Consider the following 22,543-nt stretch of genomic DNA (forward strand, 5'->3'; position numbering starts at 1 on the left):
ATGATCCCACTTGTTCGTCGGGTTAGTGCCGATGCTGAATATGGACTTTGCTCAATCTCTCACCCTCAGTTATGACCCGGAGCGCTGGCAACCGTCGCCGGCGGCCGGCGTGTGGCGTTACCCGCTGGAACGTGAAGCCGCCGAAAGCGGTCATGTCACCAGCCTGGTACGCTTTGCACCCGGGTCTGTGTTTCCTGAGCATGAGCATCCGCTGGGTGAGGAATTCTGGGTGCTGGAAGGCACCTTTTCTGATGAAAACGGCGATCATGAAGCCGGCACCTACGTGCGTCATCCGCCGGGCAGCCGGCACAGTGTCTTCAGCCGTTCCGGCTGTATGATATTCGTCAAGCTCAATCAGTTCGATAAAAGCGACGGCGAAGTCAAGGTAATACAGGAAGCGCAGGGGTTATGGTTAACCGGAGAGTACGGCTTTCGGCGCTTGTCATTGCACCGCTATGGTCATGTAAATACCAGTTTGCTGGAGTTTGCTGACGGAGGGCGTTTTCCTGCCTGCTGCTACCGTGCCGGCCTGGAAATTCTGGTGATATCGGGCCAGTTAAGCGACGGCAGGCAAACCCTGGAGCCACTCAGCTGGTTGCGGCTGGCACCCATGTCGGTGCCGGAGCTGAATGCCATTGGTCATACCCGGCTGTGGGTGCGCACCGGTCACCTGGCGGCTTCAGTACCGGTTAACTGCACCGGCTGATAACAAAGCGCCCGCCAACCGGCGGGCCTTTTTTATTCCGGTGCAGGCTCATCGCTGCCAAAATCAGGCGCTTCTGTCGGGGCAGGGGGCCAGCCACCCAGCAGTTTCCAGCGGTTAACGATGGTGCAGAACAACTCTGCAGTTTTGCGGGTATCATACAGGGCGCTGTGAGCTTCCTTGTTGTCAAAGCTCATGCCTGCAGCGCGGCAGGCCTTGGCCAATACCGTTTGCCCCAGCGCCAGACCCGCCAGGCTGGCGGTGTCGAAGGTGGCGAAAGGATGAAACGGATTGCGTTTCAGCTCGGCGCGCTCGGCGGCTTCCATTACAAAGCCATGATCAAACGAGGCGTTATGCGCCACAATAACTGCCCGCTGGCATTTGTTGGCCTTGATGCCTTTACGCACACCTTTAAAAATCTGATCCAGTGCTTCCCGCTCGGTCACGGCACCGCGCAGGGCACTCCAGGGGTCAATGCCGGTAAACTCCAGCGCCGCCGGCTCCAGATTGGCCCCTTCAAAGGGAGACACATGAAAATGAAAGGTCTGATCCGGCTTTAACCAGCCGTCCTTGTCCATTTTCAGGGTGATGGCGGCAATTTCCAGCAGGGCATCGGTTTTGGCGTTAAACCCGCCGGTTTCCACGTCGATCACCACAGGGTAATAGCCCCGAAAACGCTCGTGTAGCTGAGTGGCGGAAGTTGTTGCCGTCATCAAGTTGGTCCTGTTGCTGCAAAAAACGGTCGTCCATTATGCCAGAGTCGTGGCGCATCGTCGCCCGTATCGCAGTTTACAGCAACAGTGCTGCAATAATGTGCAAACGAAATAGCATGCTGATAAAAAGGGTTGCACCCGACGCCGGCCTTGCCTACTATACGCCCCGCTGATTAGGCGCAGGCCTTAAGCACAAAAGTTTGGTAAAGTGTCCGAGGCGAAGCCGAGAGGTAAACAGCACGTAGCGTGCTACGTCAGCCCCAAGACATGAATTACCAGACCATACAGAGTGAAGCTAACACTCTTGAATAAAACAAAGCACAAAAATTTGGTGAGGTGTCCGAGTGGCTGAAGGAGCACGCCTGGAAAGTGTGTATACGGCAACGTATCGAGGGTTCGAATCCCTCCCTCACCGCCAAATTTTCATTTAAGCCCTTGTTTATCAAGGGCTTTTTTGTATCTGCTTTTTACAACAGATACTTTGGCTTACTTCTCTTGTCTTGATCCAGACGCTTATCTCAGCCGGGCGGGTTAAAACGGTCTGGGTAAAACCGTTTCAGCATTTCATGCTTTCACAGTCGCTGTGAATTAAAGAATGTTTGACGTAAAAGCTGAAAACCAAGCATCACCTGACTACCGGTAATTTCTTAATCCGGGTGGTATAAGCGGGCGACAGCCGCGCCCGCTTCATTTGCCATTCTTGTGTTATTCCTTCGGCTGCCAGAAACACTCGCCCGCGGCCACTGTGGTTAATGGCATCCATGGCCTGCATCAGCTTCTGGCTTTTGGGGCGTTCGTTAATGGAATCGAACAGCTCCGGCTGGTAGGTGCCGGGCGGCCAGAAGTCCAGCAGCATGACCCCAGCTTTCTGATAGTGGTAGCCGGGCCGCCAGATAAGGTCCAGCCCTTTTATTACCGCCGCTACAATATCCCGGGGCAGTGGCAGGGTAACGGATGCATGATGACTGTACTTGAGTTCATTGCCGGCGAACGGGCTGGTGCGCATAAATACCAGCACAACCCGGCAGTATTGTTGCTCCTGCCGCAGTTTCTCGGCGGCGTGGGCGACATACCGGCCAGATCCAGCGCTGTGCAAATATTCATTGCCTGCAGTTGCCGGCCCAGCCGGCGACCAATGCCCCACACCTCCGGTGGCTGGCCACTTTTTAGTGGCATAGTTGGCCAGCTTGGCCAGGGTTTTGGTGGGTGCCATGCCCACTCCAACCGTAATGCCAACCCACTGGGCCGTTGTTGCTTTTATCTGCTGGCCAAACTGCTCCAGCGCCACCACATTGGTGATGCCGCTCAGATCCAGAAAAGCTTCGTCAATGCTGTATACCTCCACCGCCGGTGCCAGCATTTCCAGCACTTGCATTACCCGGCTGGCGTTATGCGGCTATGCGACGTAACTTGTCGCCTAGATGGTACAAGCTGAAAAATAACGAGCCAAAGGAAAAAATATGCCAAATTTTGATCAAGACTTCGAAGCTACTCGCCTTGCTATGCTTGCCAAGCAGTATCCTGAGACTGTGAAAGTTAAAGGCGAGATGATTTTCTGTGCGGAAGATGGTGAAGACCGTTTGAGCGGTACATCTTGGACACTTGAAGACGATGTTTTCGATCAGGTTACGGCATCTGGTTTTAAACTGCATCTGATTGAGCTTCTTGATGATTTTATTGAATATCGAGGCCAATGTAATGAGTTGCCGAAAAAAGAAGGGATTGTTCGTTTTGGTGGTGGAGCCTTGAGTATCGAATGGTTGCCTGATGGGTCTACCCATTTATCAGGTCACTCATGTACGGAGCTGTAGGTTTGATTACAAAGCATGACTTGTCATCTCTGGTGAGCAATTTTGAGCGTCTGCCGGGCCAAATCAATGAGCTTTCAAAGTTCAATTTTGAAAATGTTTATGGCTCGGAGGCTGCTGCTCAGGCAAAAAACATAATCTATTTTTTCTTGTCCTCAAAACCCGTGCCTCGCCTCAATGGCGAGAGCAGCATCCTTTATATAGGCCAAACCAAGACCAGTTTCAAAACCAGGTATTTTCGACACGCAAACCTACATGCCACGTCGAAGGCCAACTCGTTGAAATTTAATATGATAATAAGAAATTACGGGGCAATAGAGATCGCCTTTTGTGACTACCGTAAATTTGGCGACACTCTGTTTGGTGCAGAAGGGCAATTCTTGTGGTGGTATTTTCAAAATCACGGTGAGTATCCGCCAATAAATTACACCAAAACCAAAGTCAGAACAGATGCTGTGAGCGCATAACAAAGCCATTAAGTTTATTCTGTTCATTAGCAAAATAAAACACGGCAGTAATAACGCTTCAAAGCTCATGAATAATGGCGTCCAGATCGGTGGTGCGCTCATCGTGAACATGTTCCATCAGGTGATCGATAAACACCCGGGTTTTTGCCGGCAGGTAGTTGCGCGACGAGTAGTAAATCATTACCTGAATGGGGCCGGCCTCATAGTCTCGCAGCACGCGGCGAAAACAACCCTGTTCAATACAGGCCTGAGCATGGCCAATGCCCACGGCAGCAATACCCACGCCCATTTCCACTGCCTTGATGGCGGCCGACAGGCTGTTTACGGTCAGGTTACCCTGAGGCTCGTGCTGGATCAGCTCGCCTTTCACGCGAAAGTCCCAGGTTTTTTTGCGGCCGGTAGTGGAAGAGCGGTAGGCAATGCAGTTATGGTGCAACAGCTCATTTGGGGTGGCGGGCTCGCCAAATTTTTCAAGGTAGCCACTGCTGGCCACCAGCACGGGTTGCAGCTGATAAAAGTCGCGGGCAATCAGGCGGCTGTCCTGATTGAGCATAACGCCAATGCCCACATCAGCACCTTCTTTCACCAGATCGCCGATGCGGTCATCAAACTGCAGATCCAGCTCAATGTCGGGATATTTTTCGAGAAAGGCGGGCAGCAGGGGCAGCACCACCATGCGCCCGAAGCTGTCGGGCAGGTTCACTTTCAGCCGGCCGTGAGGCTGCTTTTTCTTGTCTTTGCTGCGTCTTATCTGATCTTCCAGCTGCTCCACCAGAGGGCCGGTTCTTTTATGTAGTTCATGGCCGTCTTCGGTGAGGGTAAGAGAGTGCGTGGTACGGTGAAACAAACGCAATTCCAGTGATTTTTCCAACTGGGCCACGGCCTTGCTGACGGCCGCCGAAGTTACCCCCAGATGCCTGGCCGCAGAAGAAAAGTTACCGTGCCTTATCACGGCAAGAAAGATGTTGAGCTGATTAGGAATCATCGGGTTATGGGGCCTCAGTGATCAACGGTTTTGACCGGATGTAATACGCTGGGGGAGTCAAAAGCCAACAGAAATTTGGTGCATTATACGACCGGTATGGTACCAGTCTGGTTTCAACTTTTATTCACAACCGTTCCAAAGCCGGACCAGCTACACAGCCATGGCCGGTTCTGGCGAAATAGGCTCATGCTTTTGGCAGGTCTTTCCTGCCAGTCACCATAACGAGGATTTTTATGACCAATCTCTTTACGCCGGTCCGGCTGGGTGCCGTTGAACTGAATAACCGGGTGCTGATGGCCCCGCTGACCCGTGTTCGCGCCGATGCCGATCATGTGCCTACTGATCTTATTGCTGAGCATTATGCTCAGCGCGCTTCTGCCGGCTTGCTGATTGCCGAGGCCACCATGGCGATGGAAGGCAATTCGGCATTCTGGCGCGAGCCGGGCATCTACTCAGAGGCCCAGGTGGCCGGCTGGAAAAAGGTTACCGACGCCGTGCATGCCCGCGGCGGCAAGATTTTTCTGCAGATCTGGCACGGGGGCCGGGCCTGTCATCCGCTGCTGAACAACGGCCGGGTGCCGGTGGCACCCAGTGCAGTAGCCATCACCAATGACGAAGCGCATACGCCGGAAGGAAAAAAGGCCTACACAGTACCCCGGGAACTGCGTGATGACGAGATCCCGGCCATTGTCGAGGGCTTTAAAATCGCCGCCGAGAATGCCAAACGTGCCGGTTTTGACGGTGTGGAAGTGCACGGTGCCAACGGCTATCTGCTGGATCAGTTTCTGCGGGACGGCAGCAACCTGCGCACCGGCCCGTATGGCGGACCGATCGAAAACCGCGCCCGTTTGTTGCTGGAAGTGCTGGATGCCGTTATCGGCGTCTGGGGCAGTGATCGGGTGGGGCTGCGGTTGTCGCCGCTGAACAGCTTTAACAGCATGAAAGACAGCGATCCGGTTGGCTTGATCACCTGGCTGGCACAGCGCCTGAACGACTGCCAGCTGGCTTACCTGCACCTGATGCGCGGTGATTTTCTGGGTGAGCAGCAGCTGGATGTAGTAACGCCTGCCCGTGAGCACTACCGGGGCAATCTGATCCTGAATATGGGCTACGATCGCGAGGAAGCCAATGCGGCCGTGCAGTCTGGTCAGGCACAGGCCATTGCTTTTGGGGTGCCTTTTATTGCCAATCCGGATCTGGTGGAGCGAATGCAGGCAGGTGCCGAACTGAACGAAGCGGATCCGGCCACTTTTTATACCCAGGGGGCTGAGGGATATAACGACTATCCCACGCTGGCTGCAGCAGATGCCACTGCATAAGCCGTTGCTGCCAGGCAATGACTAACATGATAAAACCCACCGGCGGGTCCCTTGGCCGGCAGCTGTACCGCATGACCTGGCCCATGCTGATTGGTGTGCTGGCCATCATGAGCAGCCAGATGGTCGATAGTGCCTTTATCGGCCAGCTGGGCACCCAGCCGCTGGCGGCAGTGGGCTTTACCATTCCGGTATATCAGCTGATCATCGGCATTCAGGTTGGTCTGGGCATTGCCACCACCACCATTATTTCTACTGCGCTCGGGGCCGGCAAACAAGGTGAAGCCAGGCAACTGGGCAGCCTGGTGCTGGCCACCGGCGGGGGAGTGGTGTTACTGCTTTGCCTGCTAGTCTGGGCCGGGCAGCAAGAGATTGTCTTTCGTCTGGGGGCCTCCGGGTCGCTGCTTCCGCTGGTGCGGGAATATTGGCTGCCCTGGTTGTTCAGTTGCTGGCTGGGAGCCATGCTGTATTTTGGCTACAGTTTGTTCCGCGCCCACGGCGAAACCCTGTTGCCCGGGCTGGTGATGGTACTGACCAGCCTGATCAACATGGTGCTGGATCCCCTGTTCATTTTTACCCTGGACATGGGCCTGGCCGGGGCCGCCTGGGCCACCGTCTGTGCCTTTGGGGCCGGTTGTGTGGTTATTTTTACCGGTTTGTTGCGCCGGCGACTGATCCGCTTGCCACGTCATGCCGCCCGAATCCGGAGCGGGCTGACTCGCCTGTTGTCCTTTATGCTGCCCAGCACCCTTAGCCAGCTGGTGCCGCCCTTGTCAGCCATGCTGGCCACAGCGCTGGTGGCTGTGCATGGCGAGCATGCGGTAGCTGCCTGGGGGCTGGGCAGCCGTATTGAGCTGCTGTCCATCGTGGTGGTGCTGGCCCTGACCATGGCCATGCCGCCCATGATTGGCCGGCTCAGGGGCAGCAAGGATATGGAGCAGATACGGCAACTGGTACGTACCGCAATGACCTTTGTGCTGTTATGGCAGCTGGCGCTGGCGCTGCTGCTGGTGGTGGTATCTGTGCCTCTGAGTCATGTGCTTACCAGCGACGGCACCACTGCTGCCATTCTTTCCGGTTACCTGTGGCGGGTGCCGCTCAGTTACGGTGCCATGGGGGTGTGCATGATCCTGGTATCGGCATGCAATGCCATGGGCATGCCCCGGCTGGCCCTGGTGATGTCGGCACTGCGGTTGCTGGTGTGCTACCTGCCTCTGTTGTGGCTCGGCTCCATGCTGGATGGCCTGAACGGGCTGCTGCTGGGTGCCATGGCAGGAAATCTGCTGGCCGGACTGATGAGCTGGCACCTGTACCGAAGCTGGTGCATCAAAGCCGGGCCGGCTTCCGGCAAGGCTGCCGCAAAAGCCGGTTTCTAGTCTGTTACAACCCCGCACAGTCATGTGCGGGGTTTTTTGTTCAGGTTGCCGACATTATTGGCTCTTATTTTGCACAGCTTATGGCAGTGGCGAAAACTCAAGAGTAAAGAACGATGGAAACAGACTGGATAGAGCGGTGTTTGTGGGTGTTGCTGGCGGTCAGTGTATTGCTGATCCTGTTTGCAGAGAGTCTGTAAGCGAATGTGTCAAAAAAATGGCGACGCGGGAGTGATGTTAACCGCTTGATTCACCGGCAGAACTGATACAGACTTTGCCGCTATGTGCCGGTGTCATACCGGTAATAAGCAGCAAGTATCAGGGGTGGATATTGAGTAAGGCATGGTTAATGCCAGCCGGCATGTGGCACAACAGGGAAGTGGTTCAGGGTTGTGTCTGGGTGAGTGTGCTGGCGCTGTTGATGATGGTGGCTCAGGTGCCGCCTGTGGTGCAGCAGCTTGAGTCGTTAATTCATTATGTGCCGCTGAATATTATCTTTGAGATGTTTGCCTTTGCTGTTGCCATGATGATCTTTGGCATGGCATGGGTAACCCAGCGATACCGGCCTTCCTTGCAGGCGCTGGTGATTGGCGCGGGCTTTTTGGGTGTTGCGCTGCTCGACTTGTCCCATCTGCTGTCTTACCGGGTCATGCCCGCCTTTATTACCGACAATACTCCGGAAAAAGCCATTAATTTCTGGCTGGCAGCCCGCGCGCTTACCGCCATCACCTTGCTGTTGATGGCATTTGTACCTTCCCTTTCCAGTCGCACCACCACAAGGTGGCAGCGCCGCTGTGGCCTGATGTTTGTGTTAAGCGTGGTGGCGCTGTGTCAGGTCTGGTTTATTGGCTTTCCCGGCACTGTGCCCGATACCTTTGTGGTGGGAGAGGGGTTAACGCCTTTCAAGATACAGTTTGAATACGGCATGATTGCCGCCTGTCTGCTGGCGGCACTGGGGTTGATGCAAGGTTACCGGCGCAGCGGCCAGCTCGGCTATCTCTATTTAACCGTCTCGGCCATTATTATGGCCATGGCGGAGTACTTTCTTACCCGTTATGTCGAATTTACTGATGCCTTTAATATTCTTGGGCACGGTTACAAAATTATAAGCTACGGTTTTCTCTATCGTGCGCTGTTCCGTGAAACTGTCTATGAACCCTATCAGTCGTTAAGTGACGCCCGCTCCCGGCTGCAGGCAACCTTAAACGCGCTGCCCGATGCATTGCTGGAGGTAGACGACAACGGCCGGGTGCTGTCTGTTTATGCCACCGGAGACGCGGGAGATCTGCCGGCCGGCAGTGAGCAGCAAGACTGGTTGCCGGCACAGGCGGGCAATGCTTTTTTTCATGCGCTGCAAGAGGCGGATAAATACGGTATTGCCCATCACACCAGAATGGCCCTGAGCTCGGGAGAGCATCTGGAGCTGTCGGTGTCGCGCAAACGCAATCAGTCCCGGCGCAGCTTTCTGGTGATGTCGCGGAATGTGACCCGGCAGGTGGCCAATGAACAGCGTATTCAGCATGAAACCCGGCTGAATAATGCCCTTTCACTGGTGAATCATCTGGATCATAAAGCGAGCGTGGCCGAGCTGTTATTTACCTGTGCTAAAGAGGCAGCGGAACTCAGTGTCAGCACTGCGGCGGTTATTCATGTCTGCCGTGAGCACGATGCCGAATATTTGCCGGTAGATGCCGTGCCTTTTGGGATCAGCCCGGCAGATCTGGAACAAGACAGCTCGCCCTGGCAGACCGCGGCAGCCCGTCATAATACGGTGCAGTGGCATGATGCAGAAGACACTCCCTATTCGTCACTGGCTGCCACCGGCATGAGTGTGCCCGTTATTGATAAAGGACATGTGCCACTGGTGCTGACGGTGCTGGGCAAACGGCGTTATCACCGGCAAGATGCCGACAGTCTGCAGATTCTGGCAGACAGCATCTGGAGCCGGGTGCGCCAGCGCCGGCAAGACGGTGTGATCCATCTGTTGTCCAAGGCGCTGGAGCAAAGCCCCTATCCGGTTATTATTACCGACGCCGATGTCAGGCTGCAGTATGTGAATCCGGCTTTTATGGCCGTGAGCGGGTTCAGTGCGGCGGAAGTGATAGGGCGAAATCCCAAAATGTTCAAGTCGGGTAAAACGGCTCACAGTGTCTATCAGGATATGTGGAGCACGCTGGGGCGTGGCCACACCTGGAAAGGAGAGCTGATTAACCGGCGCAGGCAGGGTGATGAATACACGGAAAGTACCACCATCTATCCGGTTACCGATGAGCTGGGCCGGGTTATTCATTACGTGGCTCACAAGGAAGACATTACCGAGCAAAAACACAATGCCGAGCGGTTGCGTGAGCTGTCTCGTTTTGATCAGCTGACCGGCCTGCTGAATAAACAGGCCTTTGAGCAGCAACTGGCCCTGCAAATGAAAACGGCCGCTTCCATGGGGCAGGGGCTGGCGCTGATGTGGCTGGACATTGATAACTTCAAGGCGGTGAACGATACCCTGGGTCATGCCACCGGTGATGAAATATTGGTGGAAATGGCCAACCGCCTGCAAGAAGAGCTGGCACCAGGCAGCCTGGTTGGCCGGCCTGAAGGAGACAGTGTTGTGCTCACGGTAAAAAACAGTGAACACAAGTCATTGGCACTGCTGGCAGAACGCTTGCTGGCGCGCATTGAGCAGCCTGTGTCCACGGCGGGCACGTCTCTGTCGCTGAGTGCATCTCTGGGCATTGCCACTTTTCCGGAAGACGGTAACAGCGCTCAGCATCTGTTTCAGGCGGCTGAGCTTGCCATGTATCGGGTTAAGCAGGACGGCCGCAACGGGCTGCGCTTTTATGCGCCCGACATGCAGAAAAACAGTGAACGGGCGCTGTCATTAGCAACCGCCCTGAAAAATGCCATGGTTAATGGCGAGCTGGCGCTGGCATTTCAGCCCCAGCTGGATTTACAGCAGGGTAGTGTCACCGGTGCCGAAGCGCTGCTGCGCTGGCAACATCCTGAGTGGGGCTTTGTGTCACCGGGTGAGTTTATTCCGCTGGCCGAGCAGAACGGCCTGATTGTGAACATTGGCTGGTGGATAGTGGATCGGGTGCTGGAGCAACTGAACCGGCTGCAGCAGTCAGGTTTTGAGAATATCGTGATTGCCATTAATGTCTCTGCAGTACAGCTGGCGCAGCCCGATTTTGTGGCCCGGCTGCAACAGCGGGTGGCCGCCAGCGGTGTGCCCGCCAGCCGGCTCGAACTGGAGCTGACCGAAACCGTGGCCATGCTGAATCCGGAGCACACCGGTGAGCAGCTTGCCACTCTGAGTGCCGCCGGCTTTCGCATTTCCATTGATGATTTCGGTACCGGTTACTCTTCCATGAGTTATCTAAAACGCTTCTCGGTGAATAAGCTGAAAATCGATAAGTCCTTTATCGACGATATTACCGATAACCATGAAGACAAGGCCATTGTGAATGCCATTATTCAAATGGCAAAGAGCCTTGGCATGAGCACCATTGCCGAGGGCGTGGAAACCGAAGCGCAGCTGACACGTTTGCGTAACAAAGGGTGTGATGCCATTCAGGGCTACTGGTTCAGCCGGCCCCTGTTTGAAGCCGATTTTCACGCCTTTATAAAAAGCCGGCATTGATCAGCTTTTCTTAAGCCAATCAGTAACCTGACTCACATAAAAGCTGCCGCTCTGTAAAATGTTTGCAATACTTGTGTCAGTGGCTCCCATCAGCAATAAGGAAACTTATGACTGCTTCCGATCGCACATTGCCATTACAAATGTTGTACCACTGGGCCGAGCAGCAGCCCGAGGCAATTTATCTGCGTCAGCCCAGGGCTGACGGCTGGCATGATCACAGCTGGAGTTCGGTCCTGGAAATGGCTGGCCGGCTGGTGTCCGGCCTGAGCAAGCTGGGCTTTGAGCCGGGCGATAAAATTGCACTGCTTTCCAAAAACTGTGCCGAATGGTTTATCTGTGATTTTGCCCTGCAAATGGGCGGTTACATCAGTGTGCCCATTTATCCTACTGCCGGTGCCGAAACCGTTCGCTATGTGCTGGAGCACAGTGAAAGTAAAGCGGTATTTATCGGCAAGCTCGACAACCCCGACACTCAGGAGCCGGGCATTCCCGAGGGAGTGATGCGCCTTGCCATGCCCTACGACACCAGCATGGAGACCCATCATCACTGGAGCAGCCTGCTGGTGCAGGATCCCATCGCAGAGAAACCCGTGCCCGAGGCCGGTGCCCTCATGAGCCTGGTGTACACCTCCGGCAGTACCGGCAAGCCCAAGGGCGTGATGATAACCCATGGTGCCTATGCCGCAGCCTGCCGGGGCATTCTGGAAAGCACGGGGCTTAACAAAGACGACAGGGCCTTTTCCTATCTGCCCCTGGCGCATATTACCGAGCGGGTTTATATCCTGGGCTCCAGCCTCTATGCCGGTGCGCAGGTAGGCTTTGCACACAGCCTGCCCACTTTTGTGGATAACGTAAAAACCATTTCACCCACAGTGTTTATTTCTGTGCCCCGGCTCTGGACCAACTTTCGCAGCGGCATTCTGGAAAAGCTGCCAGAAGCCAAACTGAAATTGCTGCTGCGCATTCCGCTGTTGTCGGGTCTGGTGAAAAAGAAAATTCAGGCCGGCCTCGGGCTCGACAAGGCCCGTATTCTGGGTTGCGGCTCGGCTCCCATTTCACCCTGGTTGCTGCGCTGGTATGAAAAGTTGGACATGCCCATCACCGAAGCCTGGGGCATGACCGAGAACCTGGCCTATTCCACCCTTAACTATCCGTTTCGTTCCGACAAAGTCGGTACCGTCGGCAGGGCCGGCGTGGGCGTGGAGATCCGCATTTCCGATGAAGGAGAAATTCTGTGCCGCTGTGAAGGCATGATGAGCGGTTACTATAAAGATGAAGAAGCGACTCAGGCAACATTGCGCGATGGCTGGCTGCACACGGGCGACCGGGGCAAGCTGGATGACGAGGGCTTTCTGAGCATTACCGGCCGGCTGAAAGATGCCTTTAAAACCGCCAAGGGCAAATATGTGCTGCCGGTGCCCATAGAGGCCATGCTGATTGAAAGCAGCCTGGTGGAGCAGGTGTGTGTGGTGGGCAGTGGTCAGGCGCAGCCCATGGCGCTGGTGCAGTTGTCGGAGCATGCGGCCACTCAGAGTAAAGAGCAGCTGGCCGGTGAGCTTTCAGCGAGCCTCGGACACATTAACAGCCAGCTTGAGAGCCATCAGCGGCTGGGTGGCATTTTGCTGATTGATGAGCCCTGGACCGTAGAAAACGATATCTTAACGCCCACCCTTAAAATTAAGCGGCATTTGCTGGAGCAAGCCTATGCTGATCTCGATGAACGCTGGCCCAAAGGGCAGGCAGTGGTATGGGAAACAGAGCTGGCAAAATGATTATTCCAAAAATGGAATAATCACATAATTCGTTTTGCAAAATAACAGCTAATTAACCTCCTTGGCCTGTGATACCGTGTGTTCATAGCTTACAGAGATCTTTTGTTAGTGGAGTCGGGCAGATTGTTCTGCCCATTTTTTTGTCTGCTATTCCTGCTTTGTTTCCCCCATGGTTACCCAGGTTGATGCCAGCCGGTATCGCATATGTTGATCAATAAACTCAATAAACGCATTCAGCCGCACCGGTGCCAGCTCCCGGTTGTGATACACCATATGAAATGGTCGTTTACCGCCCAGCCAGTTCGGTAACACCGGTTGTAACAAGCCTGCTTCTGTATAGTGAGCCACGTAATGACGGGGCACATTCACAATACCCAGCCCCTTGATGGCAGCCTTCACCGCTGACTGCATCTGATTAACCGATAGCCGGGCCACAGGTTTTAGGTGAAAGCGCCGGCCCCGGCTGTCGGTAAGCTGCCAGTTGCGATGAGGCCAGCACTGAATAATATGATGCTGATCCAGCTCTTCCGGATGGTTAAGCTCGCCCTTTTCGGCCAGATAACGGGGGGCGGCAAACAGGCCATATTGCACCTCGCCCAGCTGGCGTGAGCGCAGGGTGGAGTCGGGCAGCTCGCCGCTGAAAAACACCACATCCAGATCCGTATCCAGCAGGCTGGTGTAATCGTTACTTTGCAGCAGATCGATGCGTATTTGCGGATATTGCAGGCAAAATTCGGTAATGCCATCCATCAGAAAGGTATTGGAAATGGCGATGGGGGCGGCCACTTTAATCAGGCCGCTCATGGTTTGGGTTTGCCCCTGAATATCTCCGGTGACCTGTTCCATCTCGCTTAACAGCGGATTCAGCCGCTCATAGTAGCGCCGGCCTTCTTCTGTCAGCTGCAGCTTGCGCGTGGTGCGGCTGAGCAGTTTGCAGCCCAGTGCCTGCTCCAGGTTGGAAATGCGCCGGCTGAGGGTGGCAGTCGGCATGGCCAGCTGGGCGGCAGCATGGGAAAAACCGCCCTGTTGCACCACCTTTACAAACAGATACAGGGCATCAAGATGTTTCATGGGCACGCCTTAAGGAGAAAAGCGTTATTGTGCCTGCCGGCACGCCGCGATTAAAGCGCCACCGGCCCGGTGCCATGATAACGGCGCAGCAGCTGTACAAAATCGGCGGTGTCTCGGTCCAGACATGATTCATGCACCATTAAATCGTAGCCGTACAGTTCACGTAAATGACTCATACGGTGCCCCAGCATGGCAGCAAGGCCCTGATAATGACAGCCCGCTGCCGAACGGTAGTGAGTATCTTCTATCAGCCAGTCGTGCAGTTTGGCTCTGTCTATGGTGCCAAAGCGCACGCCCATGGCCAGCAAAGGGCGCTGATCTGTGAGCAGGTGCACAATCAGCCTTGGTGTCATCAGTGGTAAAAACTCATCATAATCGCGTATTTTAATGCCCACATAAGGCAGTGCGACCAAATCCAGGCCGCTGTTTACTCTGGGCTGATCCACCCGCACAATATTGCTCCAGTGCAGGCTCCAGCCGCCAATGCGATGATGAAAGTGTAAATTGTCTTCGCTGAGGGAAAAGCTGTATACCGGCTCGCGCAGCTTCAGCAGGCCCAGTACCAGACATACCAGACAAGCCAGCATTAAAAATATCAGCACCAGCTGAGCGCTGTGATTAAACCAGTAGAGCAGGGGAAGTAACAAAATGATGCCGGCAAGGCCAGCAGCAGCCAGGGCAGGACCATGGCGGCGGGACATGGGTTCAATATGCTGGGTTTGCTTCACGGTTGCTTCCATTCAGACGGCCTCAATGAGCATGATGATACACAGACCGAAAATGAAAGGTGAATATGACAACCACGATTGAATTGATGCGGGCACACAGATCCATTCGGAAATTTACTCAGGAAGCCATTACGCCTGAACAACTGAGTGCCATTATGGCCGCTGCCCAGTCGGCGTCCAGCTCCAGCTTTTTGCAGGCCTCCAGTGTGATTCGCATTACCGACACCGCCCTTCGTCAGCAAGTAATGGCACTGTGCGGCAATCAGGACTATGTGGGCAGCGCGGCTGAATTCTGGGTGTTTTGTGCCGATTTTCACCGGCATTTACATTGGGTGCCCAATGCCCGGACCGGCTTTGCCGAGCAGTTGCTGATTGGCGCTATTGATACCGCGTTAATGGGGCAAAATGCCCTGACAGCGGCCGAGTCGCTGGGATTGGGGGGTGTTTTTATTGGCGCAGTGCGCAATGAGCCGGTGGCACTGAGTGAGCTTTTGGGGCTGCCCAAAGGGGTTATTCCATTATTCGGGTTATGCCTGGGGCATCCTGATCAGGATCCTGAGCCAAAGCCGCGATTGCCGGCCAGCATGATGTTTATGGAAAATGGCTATCAGCCGGAGCACAGTGATGCTGTGATGGCCGATTATGACGCACAGGTGCGTCACTATTATCAGACCCGCACCGGTGGCAAGAAAGACACCAGCTGGACCGGGCAGATTGGGGAAACCCTGGCCAGAGAGGCACGGCCGTTTATGTTCGAGTTTCTTCAGCGCCAGGGGTTTTGTCTGAAGTAGCTGCGGCCAGTTTCACCACCAGCAGATCACAGTTGCTGATATCCATAAAGCCCACGCTGTTGGAAAACAGATGACCCCAAAAGCGGTGGTGGGGGCGATGACCGCAAATCAGCAAGCCGGCTTTGGTTTCCTTTACTGCCATACGCACTGCCTGATGCAAATCGCCGGTAGGCAATGACACGCTGGTTACCTGGTTTTGTGCCTCTTGCAGCAGCCGCATCAGTTCATGGCCGCTTTCCAGCCTCAGCTTCATTTTAAGCTGGGGCAGGCTCATGTTCAGCCCGCCCACATACACTCCGCTCAAATCCGGCTGAACGTGCACCAGGTGCAGGTCGGCACCATAATATTCCGCCAGCTCCGTGGCTCGTTGCAGCAAGGGGGTCTCTCTGGGATGCAGTTCCAGTGCAACCAAAATATGGCGGTAGGACATAATGATTTCTCTGTTCAGATTGGCTAAAGCATAGAAGATAGAGGATATTTCATATCCTGACAGCAGGTAAGGGCATGTGGTAATATTTTAGCCAGTCAGGAGGTTTTTTTATGATGTTAGCCGTTTTCTTGCTGGCCCCTCTGAGCGGGCTGCTGTTTTATATTGCCGCACTGCAGAGTGCATTACCGCCGCGCCGCTGGGCCATGCTGGGGTGTTTGCTCGGGCCTGCCGTGCTGCCCATGTTTATGGCGCGCCGGCGCTGGTCTCTGGTGAGTGCACGCGGCTCGCGCTATGCCCTGATCAGGGCCTGATCTGCTACACTGTCGGCAAATTCGTTATCCGGAGCAAGCCTATGAGCGCAATGGAACAACTCATCTGGAACGTACTTGGCTATACCGCCATGCCCCTTATCTTTCTGTTTGGCTTTATTGCCGTGTCGGTGGTGGCCTGTGTGATCCTGATGTGGCTAGACAAGCGTAAGGGTTAACGTTTTGTTGACCAGGATCAACATCCTCAAATGATGGTGCAGTAACCTTGCCTTTGTTGGCGCCACGTCAACACGCTGAGTATCACCGGGGTGATCTCAGATTCTGGTTTCTGTTCACTCGTAATAATGAGAACTCGTTTAACTGGCCCTGACCGGCCAGTTTTTTTTGGCGTCATCAAAGTGTCATTGATCTGCTGCAATCTGTTTGCCGGCTGACTTTTAACCAGGCAGCACTTTAAATGAATGAATCTTGTCACCAGATTGTTCTATATATGTTATAAGAGTGCTAATCGGGGTGGCGAGACATGGCATGCGCAAAAAGTGAGCCGGATCCTTGAGCAACCAGATTTGCAGGGGTATGATGCCCGCCCTTTTCACGAGGCGGGTTCGCCTGAAGGTGAGGTGAAGATGAATATCTTTGTCATGCGTCATGGCCAGGCAGTGTCCCAGGCATCCACCGATGCCCTGAGACCGCTGACAGAGCATGGAGAAGAAGAAGTTTGTCATATGGCACAGTGGCTTGCGCAGCAGGTAGCATCCTTTGATCGCGTGCTGGTCAGCCCTTATGTGCGCAGCCGGCAAACCTGGCAGCAGGTGTCACGGTTTATTCCGGGAACCCGGATAGACTTTTGCGACGAGCTGATACCCAATGCTGATGCCGACATCACCGCCAGTCTCATTCTGGCTTATGCCGATGTTGAACAAAGCCAGAATCTGCTGGTCATAAGCCACATGCCCCTGGTTGGATTTCTTGTCGAAAGTCTGTGTCCGGCAACCATGGCACCGATTTTCGTCACTTCCGGTGTTGCCAAAATTACGCTGGAAAAAGGACATGGCGGCTTATTTAACTGGCTTGAAGGACCGCACAGTATTCGCCCCCATCGTCCACGGCCATGGCCGCTTTGCGGTTCCATGGGTTAACTAAAAACCAATAAATGAGCACGATATAAGTAAGGCAGAGGTGGAAAATGCGAATCTTTAATAACTATCAGCCTTTGTTGATTGCCAAACATGTAAAAACCTTTTTCAAGGGAAGGCTCTACATACATGGCCGTGGTGCCTATCACTATGCCAAAGGTCTGCTGATTATGCCCGAGCAGGCCGACGTTCAACATCGTAAAACGGTCAGTGAAATCAACCGTCTGATCAATCAGCTGAACTCATCGCAAGCCACCGCCTGATACAGGCACGGGATACAGGGGCCGGGCACATGTCCGGCCTTTTTGCATTTATTAACGTTCAGTCTGCAATAACACCAGCAAGGCCGCATCGCCGCCCCATTCCTTGGTGGCCTGATGAAAGGCAAGCACCTGAGGATGCTGGGCCAGCCACATGGGCAGCCGCTGTTTGAGAATATGCTTGCCGTGGCCGTGCATCACTGATACACAATTCACGTTCTGCCGGCGGGCGGCCAGCAGCAGGGCAGAGAGCTCCTGCTTGGCTTCTTCCTGGGTGAGGCCATGCAAGTCCAGAAACAGCTCAGGCACATAGTCGCCACGACGCAGCCGCTTCAGCTCAAAGGCTGAGGTATCGTCGGCGCGAAAGCGGGTGGGGCCGTCCTGATCCAGCCAGGGTTCATACAAGTCGGAAAACGGATGGGCTTCCGCCCTGTCCTTGCGCTCTGCTGTGCGCATGGCTTTCACCTTGACCGGCGAACGGTGCGGACTTATGGTATCCTGCTTCAATTTACGGACACCGCGCACCGCTTCCATGAACAGCGTTTTATCGTCGTTTGGGGGAGAAGATGAGGCGGTCATGTTTGCTTTTGTTACTCAAAAAACAGCCATTTTAACGAGGCGGAGGGGTTTTGGACACGCTTTTTAATGACGAGGCGCTCAACGAGCTGCACACCACAGGTGACTGGCTGCGATTTGCGGCCAGCCGCTTTCAGCAGGCCGGACTGTTTTACGGCCACGGCACCGACAACGCCTGGGACGATGCGGTGCAACTGGTGTTGCCGCTGCTGCACTTGCCTCTCGACTGTCCGCCCCAGGTGCGCGATGCCCGCCTGGTACCTGCTGAGCGCCGTATTTTGCTGGAGGCGATTCGTCGCCGAGTAGAGCAGCGCCTGCCCACGCCTTATATTACCAATACCGCCTGGTTTGCGGGCTATGAGTTCTATGTGGATGAGCGTGTGCTGATCCCGCGTTCGCCCATTGCCGAGCTGATTGATACCCGTTTTGCGCCTTGGCTGGCCCATGAGCCTGCCCGCATTATGGACATGTGCACCGGCTCCGGCTGCATTGCCATTGCGCTGGCTCATGCCTTTCCTGAAGCGGAAGTGGATGCGCTGGATATTTGCCGGGATGCGCTGGATGTGGCGGAAATCAATATTCATAACCACGGTCTGGAGCAGCAGGTGATTCCCATCGAATCGGATTTGTTCTCGGCGCTGCCCGCCGGTGACAAATACGATCTGATCGTGGCCAATCCACCCTATGTGGATGAAGAAGACATGAGCGACTTGCCTGACGAGTTTCAGCATGAGCCTGAGCTGGCGCTGGCATCCGGCCTTGACGGCCTCGACTTTACCCGCCGCCTGCTGGCCCAGGCCTGTGACTTTCTGACCGACGACGGCGTGCTGGTGGTGGAAGTGGGTAACAGCCAGGTGCACATGGACATGGCTTTTCCCGGGCTGCCCCTGTCCTGGGTGGAGTTTGAGCATGGCGGCCATGGTGTATTTGTGATCAGCCGGCGGGATCTGCTGGCACACCGGGATCAGTTTTAATTATCAAGTTGTAAGGAAAAATCATGGCAGGGAATAGTATAGGAACCCTCTTTCGCGTCTCCACCTTCGGCGAAAGCCATGGCCTGGCACTGGGTGCCGTGGTAGACGGCGTGCCTCCGGGCGTTGAACTGAGCGAGGCGGATCTGCAGCAGGATCTGGACCGGCGCAAGCCGGGCACCTCGCGCTTTACCACCCAGCGCCGGGAAGCAGACGAAGTTAAGATTCTGAGCGGTGTCTTTGAAGGCAAGACCACCGGCACCTCCATTGGCCTGCTGATTGAAAACACCGATCAGCGCTCCAAGGATTATTCCGCCATCAAGGATCTGTTCCGTCCGGGCCATGCCGATTACACCTATCACCAGAAATACGGCATTCGTGACTACCGGGGCGGTGGCCGCTCTTCCGCCCGGGAGACTGCCATGCGGGTGGCCGCCGGTGCCATTGCCAAAAAAGTACTGGCGCAGTTTGGTGTATCCATTTATGCCCATCTGACCCAGCTTGGCCCTATTAAGGCAGAAGCCTTTGATCAGAGCATCATTGAAACCAACCCTTTCTTTTTTGCCGATGCCGGCAAGCTGGACGCGCTGGATGAATACATGCGCGAGCTGAAAAAAGAGGGCAACTCCATCGGTGCCAAGATTCAGGTAGTGGCCACTGGTGTGCCTGTGGGTCTGGGCGAGCCGGTATTTGACCGTCTCGACGCCGATCTGGCTCATGCGCTGATGGGCATTAATGCGGTAAAAGGCGTGGAAATCGGTGACGGCTTTGACGTGGTGGAGCAAAAAGGCTCAGAGCACCGCGACGAGCTGACCCCGGAAGGCTTTTCCAGCAATCACGCCGGCGGCATTCTGGGCGGCATCTCCAGCGGTCAGGACATAGTGGCCAGCATAGCGCTTAAGCCCACTTCCAGCATTATGGTGCCGGGCAAGACCATTGATAAAGACGGCAATGCCACTGAAATGGTGACCCGCGGCCGTCACGATCCCTGTGTGGGTATTCGTGCCGTGCCCATTGCCGAGGCCATGATGGCCATGGTGCTGCTGGACCATCTGCTGCTGAACCGTGCCCAGAATGCCGGTGTAAATACCGGCACCCCTCAGCTGCGCTGATGTGTGCCCATTTTGGGCAAGGCGTGAGCTACCCCTCTTGTTTGCCTGCAGTCAGCGGGTAGAATAGCGGCCCTGTAAAGGGCCGTTTTGATATATTTATGTCGTTTTGTTACCGGGACCTGATCTCCCTGTTTGATCAAACTTTTTACGCTTCCCATAACACGCGTCTGGAACGGGGTGATGACGAGCCCATCTATGTGCCGGCAAATGAGCACAGTGAGCATCATCGCATTGTGTTTGCCCATGGTTTCTTTGCCAGCGCCCTGCACGAAGTGGCGCACTGGCTGCTGGCAGGAGACGCCCGCCGGCAACAAGTGGATTATGGCTACTGGTATTATGCCGATGGCCGGGATGCCGAGGCCCAGGCGGCCTTTGAGCAGGTGGAAGTAAAACCCCAGGCCATTGAATGGGCGCTGTCGTTAAGCTGCGGTTTTCCTTTCAATGTGAGCTGCGACAACCTGGAAGGCACGGTTGAGCCGGATCGGCACGCCTTTCGTGAAAAAGTGCGTGAGCAGGCGCTGGTGTATCTCGACACCGGTTTTCCGGCCCGGGCGCAGCTGTTTATGGCGGTGCTGCAAACGCACTATCAGCGTCAGCCGCTTACTGCCGCCGACTTTGTATAAGGAGCCATCATGTTCAGAATTGGTCTTATCATCAATCCGCTGGCGGGTCTGGGAGGCAGTGTGGGCCTTAAGGGCAGCGACGGCCTGGCCGCCGAAGCACTGGCCAGAGGAGCCGAGCCCAGAGCCCTGCAGCGCAGCGCCCTGGCGCTGGCCGAGCTGAGTGAGCTGAAAGACAGATTCTGCATTTATACCGTGGCCGGCGACATGGGCGAGACAGTATGCCGTGACCTGGCGCTGCCCTTTGAGGTTTGTCATCAGCCGTGTGAACCCACCACCGCCGACGACACTCGCGCTGCGGTGGCCAGCCAGGTGGAGCAGGGCATCGATCTGCTGCTGTTTGCCGGCGGCGATGGCACTGCCCGGGATATCTGCGCCGTGGCACCGGAAAGCCTGTGTGTGCTGGGCATTCCCGCCGGGGTGAAAATTCATTCCGGTGTGTATGGCGTTACGCCTGCGGGCACCGGCCGGCTGCTGGCCAGACTGGTGCGCGGTGAGCCGGTGAGCCTGATGGAAGCCGATGTGATGGACATAGACGAAGCCGCGTTTCGTGAGGGCAGGGTACGTGCCCGCCGCTATGGTGAAATGCTTATTCCCGGTGAACTCAGTTATGTGCAGGCGGTCAAAGTGGCTGGCAAAGAATCCGTTGAGCTGGTGCTCACCGACATTGCCGACGATGTGATTGAGCGCATGGAAGAAGAGGACGACTGCTACTTCATTATGGGCTCGGGCAGCACGGTGGCGGCAGTGATGGAGCGGCTCGGCCTTGAAAACACCCTGCTGGGGGTGGATCTGGTTTATCAAAAACAACTTGTTGCCTCGGATCTGGACGCCCAGGGCTTGTATGAACATATCAGGGACAAAAACTGCAAGCTGGTGATCACCCTGATAGGGGGCCAGGGCCATGTGTTTGGCCGCGGCAATCAGCAGCTTAGCCCAGCGGTGATCAGAGCCGTGGGGCGCGACAATATCTGGCTGCTGGCAACCAAGTCCAAACTCAGTTCACTGAACGGACGCCCGCTGCGAGTCGATACCAATGATCCCGATCTGGACCGCGAACTGGGTGGCCTGATGCGGGTGATCACTGGCTACCATGATGAAGTGCTGGTACGGGTAGCAAACCCGGAATACGAGGCAAATGAATGAACATTTTTGAATTTGAACAGCGTCTGCTGCAGGAAATTGATGGCAAGGTAGCCGAAGCCACTGAAGATCAACTGTTCGCCGGCGGCTATTTGCGCGGGCATATTACTCTGGCCGTGGCCCAGAGCGAAATTGCCGGTCGCAATCATATACGCGATGTAAAAGCGCGGGTAAAAACCAGTCTGAATCAGGCCATTCTCAGCGGTGAGCTGAATGATGACGATCAGAAACTGGTACTGAATTACTGGAACGAACTGCTGGCCAAGACAGAAGCGGCTTAATACACAGCCTTAAGTTTTAAGCGATCAGCTGTAAGTCCGGCATTGTCTGCGAGTACTGTGCTGTATCTGTGGGTTATTATTCAAAATGAAAGGACTCCGGTGAAAGCCGGAGTCCTTTTTTATCTGGTAATCACAACCGTGGCTGGAATGTTGGGACTCGTCCCAACCTTGTATGTTGAACGCACAGGAATTGATAGAGTTAAAACCAGTTACCGGGGAGGCCGTCCCAACCTGGAGGCAGTGTTTACTGACCTCGTGCGTAGATTGGCCCCCCGCCTCATTGCCTATCTCGAAGAGTATCAGGAAGCCATCAAGATGGACTTCGCATCACAAGGTTGAGACTGCATGAAGTGCGAGGTCGGGGAACCGGTGATAATTGTGAAC

At 55.1% G+C, this 22,543-nt stretch carries 24 protein-coding genes and 1 tRNA gene; 18 read left to right on the forward strand and 7 right to left on the reverse strand.

The genetic code is table 11. The features are described from left to right. The first annotated feature begins 31 nt into the window (after positions 1–31). The gene (locus G364_RS0113970) at positions 32–706 is read left to right on the forward strand and encodes a cupin domain-containing protein (RefSeq protein ID WP_019935770.1); all 675 of its coding nucleotides are present in this window, start codon (positions 32–34) and stop codon (positions 704–706) included. A gap of 32 nt (positions 707–738) precedes the next feature. Here G364_RS0113970 and rnt read toward each other — a convergent pair whose 3' ends face one another. Beyond that, entirely contained in the window at positions 739–1,416 is a 678-nt protein-coding gene (rnt, locus tag G364_RS0113975; protein ID WP_019935771.1) for a ribonuclease T, read from the reverse strand. Positions 1,417–1,746: 330 nt separating this feature from the next. On the opposite strand from rnt, the gene G364_RS0113980 reads away from it, so the two are divergent. Continuing rightward, a tRNA-Ser gene (locus G364_RS0113980) sits at positions 1,747–1,834 on the forward strand. A 207-nt stretch (positions 1,835–2,041) separates the two neighbouring features. Here the strand turns inward: G364_RS0113980 and G364_RS16620 are convergent. Further along, the gene (locus G364_RS16620) at positions 2,042–2,791 is read right to left on the reverse strand and encodes a DUF4113 domain-containing protein (RefSeq protein ID WP_051089284.1); all 750 of its coding nucleotides are present in this window, start codon (positions 2,789–2,791) and stop codon (positions 2,042–2,044) included. A gap of 85 nt (positions 2,792–2,876) precedes the next feature. Here G364_RS16620 and G364_RS0113990 point away from each other — a divergent pair, with 85 nt between their 5' ends. Together G364_RS0113990 and G364_RS0113995 are read left to right on the forward strand one after the other, a co-directional pair. After that, positions 2,877–3,227, forward strand: a complete 351-nt coding sequence (locus G364_RS0113990) for a hypothetical protein (protein ID WP_026344923.1) — start codon at positions 2,877–2,879, stop codon at positions 3,225–3,227. Beyond that, on the forward strand, positions 3,212–3,691 hold the full coding sequence (locus G364_RS0113995; RefSeq protein ID WP_156816518.1) for a hypothetical protein: 480 nt from the start codon (positions 3,212–3,214) through the stop codon (positions 3,689–3,691). The genes G364_RS0113990 and G364_RS0113995 overlap by 16 nt, the downstream gene beginning before the upstream one ends. A gap of 58 nt (positions 3,692–3,749) precedes the next feature. On the opposite strand, the gene G364_RS0114000 is transcribed toward G364_RS0113995, so the two are convergent. Next, positions 3,750–4,676 (reverse strand): LysR family transcriptional regulator, encoded by a 927-nt coding sequence (locus G364_RS0114000; RefSeq protein ID WP_019935774.1) that lies wholly within the window; start codon positions 4,674–4,676, stop codon positions 3,750–3,752. A 233-nt stretch (positions 4,677–4,909) separates the two neighbouring features. Between G364_RS0114000 and G364_RS0114005 the strand changes: the two genes are divergently transcribed. From G364_RS0114005 to G364_RS0114025, 4 genes are all read left to right on the forward strand, one after another. After that, positions 4,910–5,995 carry an alkene reductase gene (locus G364_RS0114005; RefSeq protein ID WP_019935775.1) on the forward strand — a complete coding sequence of 362 codons (1,086 nt, stop codon included), beginning with the start codon at positions 4,910–4,912 and terminating at the stop codon, positions 5,993–5,995. Between the two features lie 26 nt (positions 5,996–6,021). Next, positions 6,022–7,368 carry an MATE family efflux transporter gene (locus tag G364_RS16625; RefSeq protein WP_019935776.1) on the forward strand — a complete coding sequence of 449 codons (1,347 nt, stop codon included), beginning with the start codon at positions 6,022–6,024 and terminating at the stop codon, positions 7,366–7,368. Positions 7,369–7,714: 346 nt separating this feature from the next. After that, a complete protein-coding gene (locus tag G364_RS0114020; RefSeq protein WP_019935777.1) occupies positions 7,715–10,999 on the forward strand; it encodes a bifunctional diguanylate cyclase/phosphodiesterase in 3,285 nt (1,094 codons plus the stop codon). A gap of 107 nt (positions 11,000–11,106) precedes the next feature. Then, positions 11,107–12,771: an AMP-binding protein gene (locus tag G364_RS0114025; RefSeq protein ID WP_019935778.1), complete on the forward strand. Its 1,665-nt coding sequence runs from the start codon at positions 11,107–11,109 to the stop codon at positions 12,769–12,771. A 147-nt stretch (positions 12,772–12,918) separates the two neighbouring features. On the opposite strand, the gene G364_RS0114030 is transcribed toward G364_RS0114025, so the two are convergent. Together G364_RS0114030 and G364_RS0114035 are read right to left on the reverse strand one after the other, a co-directional pair. After that, positions 12,919–13,842, reverse strand: coding sequence for a LysR family transcriptional regulator (locus G364_RS0114030; RefSeq protein ID WP_019935779.1), 924 nt, complete (start codon positions 13,840–13,842; stop codon positions 12,919–12,921). A 50-nt stretch (positions 13,843–13,892) separates the two neighbouring features. Then, the gene (locus tag G364_RS0114035; protein WP_245541432.1) at positions 13,893–14,570 is read right to left on the reverse strand and encodes a DUF2982 domain-containing protein; all 678 of its coding nucleotides are present in this window, start codon (positions 14,568–14,570) and stop codon (positions 13,893–13,895) included. 65 nt (positions 14,571–14,635) lie between these two features. On the opposite strand from G364_RS0114035, the gene nfsA reads away from it, so the two are divergent. Continuing rightward, the gene (gene nfsA / locus G364_RS0114040) at positions 14,636–15,361 is read left to right on the forward strand and encodes an oxygen-insensitive NADPH nitroreductase (RefSeq protein WP_019935781.1); all 726 of its coding nucleotides are present in this window, start codon (positions 14,636–14,638) and stop codon (positions 15,359–15,361) included. Here the strand turns inward: nfsA and G364_RS0114045 are convergent. After that, positions 15,318–15,791 (reverse strand): universal stress protein, encoded by a 474-nt coding sequence (locus tag G364_RS0114045; RefSeq protein WP_019935782.1) that lies wholly within the window; start codon positions 15,789–15,791, stop codon positions 15,318–15,320. The genes nfsA and G364_RS0114045 overlap by 44 nt on opposite strands. Before the next feature lie 110 nt (positions 15,792–15,901). Here G364_RS0114045 and G364_RS0114050 point away from each other — a divergent pair, with 110 nt between their 5' ends. From G364_RS0114050 to G364_RS0114065, 4 genes are all read left to right on the forward strand, one after another. Continuing rightward, positions 15,902–16,102, forward strand: a complete 201-nt coding sequence (locus tag G364_RS0114050) for a hypothetical protein (protein WP_019935783.1) — start codon at positions 15,902–15,904, stop codon at positions 16,100–16,102. Between the two features lie 41 nt (positions 16,103–16,143). After that, a complete protein-coding gene (locus G364_RS17095; protein WP_019935784.1) occupies positions 16,144–16,278 on the forward strand; it encodes a TIGR02808 family protein in 135 nt (44 codons plus the stop codon). Between the two features lie 408 nt (positions 16,279–16,686). Next, on the forward strand, positions 16,687–17,199 hold the full coding sequence (gene sixA / locus G364_RS16630) for a phosphohistidine phosphatase SixA (protein ID WP_019935785.1): 513 nt from the start codon (positions 16,687–16,689) through the stop codon (positions 17,197–17,199). Positions 17,200–17,246: 47 nt separating this feature from the next. Further along, a complete protein-coding gene (locus G364_RS0114065) occupies positions 17,247–17,459 on the forward strand; it encodes a DUF1107 domain-containing protein (protein WP_019935786.1) in 213 nt (70 codons plus the stop codon). Between the two features lie 51 nt (positions 17,460–17,510). Here the strand turns inward: G364_RS0114065 and smrB are convergent, their stop codons facing one another. Continuing rightward, positions 17,511–18,035: an endonuclease SmrB gene (gene smrB / locus G364_RS0114070; protein ID WP_019935787.1), complete on the reverse strand. Its 525-nt coding sequence runs from the start codon at positions 18,033–18,035 to the stop codon at positions 17,511–17,513. A 50-nt stretch (positions 18,036–18,085) separates the two neighbouring features. Here smrB and prmB point away from each other — a divergent pair, with 50 nt between their 5' ends. The 5 genes from prmB (at position 18,086) to G364_RS0114095 (ending at position 22,159) form a co-directional block, all read left to right on the forward strand. Beyond that, positions 18,086–19,006, forward strand: coding sequence for a 50S ribosomal protein L3 N(5)-glutamine methyltransferase (prmB, locus tag G364_RS0114075; protein WP_019935788.1), 921 nt, complete (start codon positions 18,086–18,088; stop codon positions 19,004–19,006). Between the two features lie 23 nt (positions 19,007–19,029). Further along, positions 19,030–20,115, forward strand: coding sequence for a chorismate synthase (aroC, locus tag G364_RS0114080; RefSeq protein WP_019935789.1), 1,086 nt, complete (start codon positions 19,030–19,032; stop codon positions 20,113–20,115). A 98-nt stretch (positions 20,116–20,213) separates the two neighbouring features. Next, positions 20,214–20,738 (forward strand): elongation factor P hydroxylase, encoded by a 525-nt coding sequence (locus G364_RS0114085; protein WP_019935790.1) that lies wholly within the window; start codon positions 20,214–20,216, stop codon positions 20,736–20,738. Between the two features lie 9 nt (positions 20,739–20,747). Continuing rightward, positions 20,748–21,881 carry an ATP-NAD kinase family protein gene (locus tag G364_RS0114090; protein WP_019935791.1) on the forward strand — a complete coding sequence of 378 codons (1,134 nt, stop codon included), beginning with the start codon at positions 20,748–20,750 and terminating at the stop codon, positions 21,879–21,881. Then, positions 21,878–22,159, forward strand: a complete 282-nt coding sequence (locus G364_RS0114095; RefSeq protein WP_019935792.1) for a YfcL family protein — start codon at positions 21,878–21,880, stop codon at positions 22,157–22,159. Before G364_RS0114090 ends, G364_RS0114095 begins: the two co-directional genes overlap by 4 nt. The last annotated feature ends 384 nt before the right edge of the window (positions 22,160–22,543 follow it).

This window comes from Oceanimonas smirnovii ATCC BAA-899 (assembly GCF_000381965.1).
Lineage (GTDB): Bacteria > Pseudomonadota > Gammaproteobacteria > Enterobacterales > Aeromonadaceae > Oceanimonas > Oceanimonas smirnovii.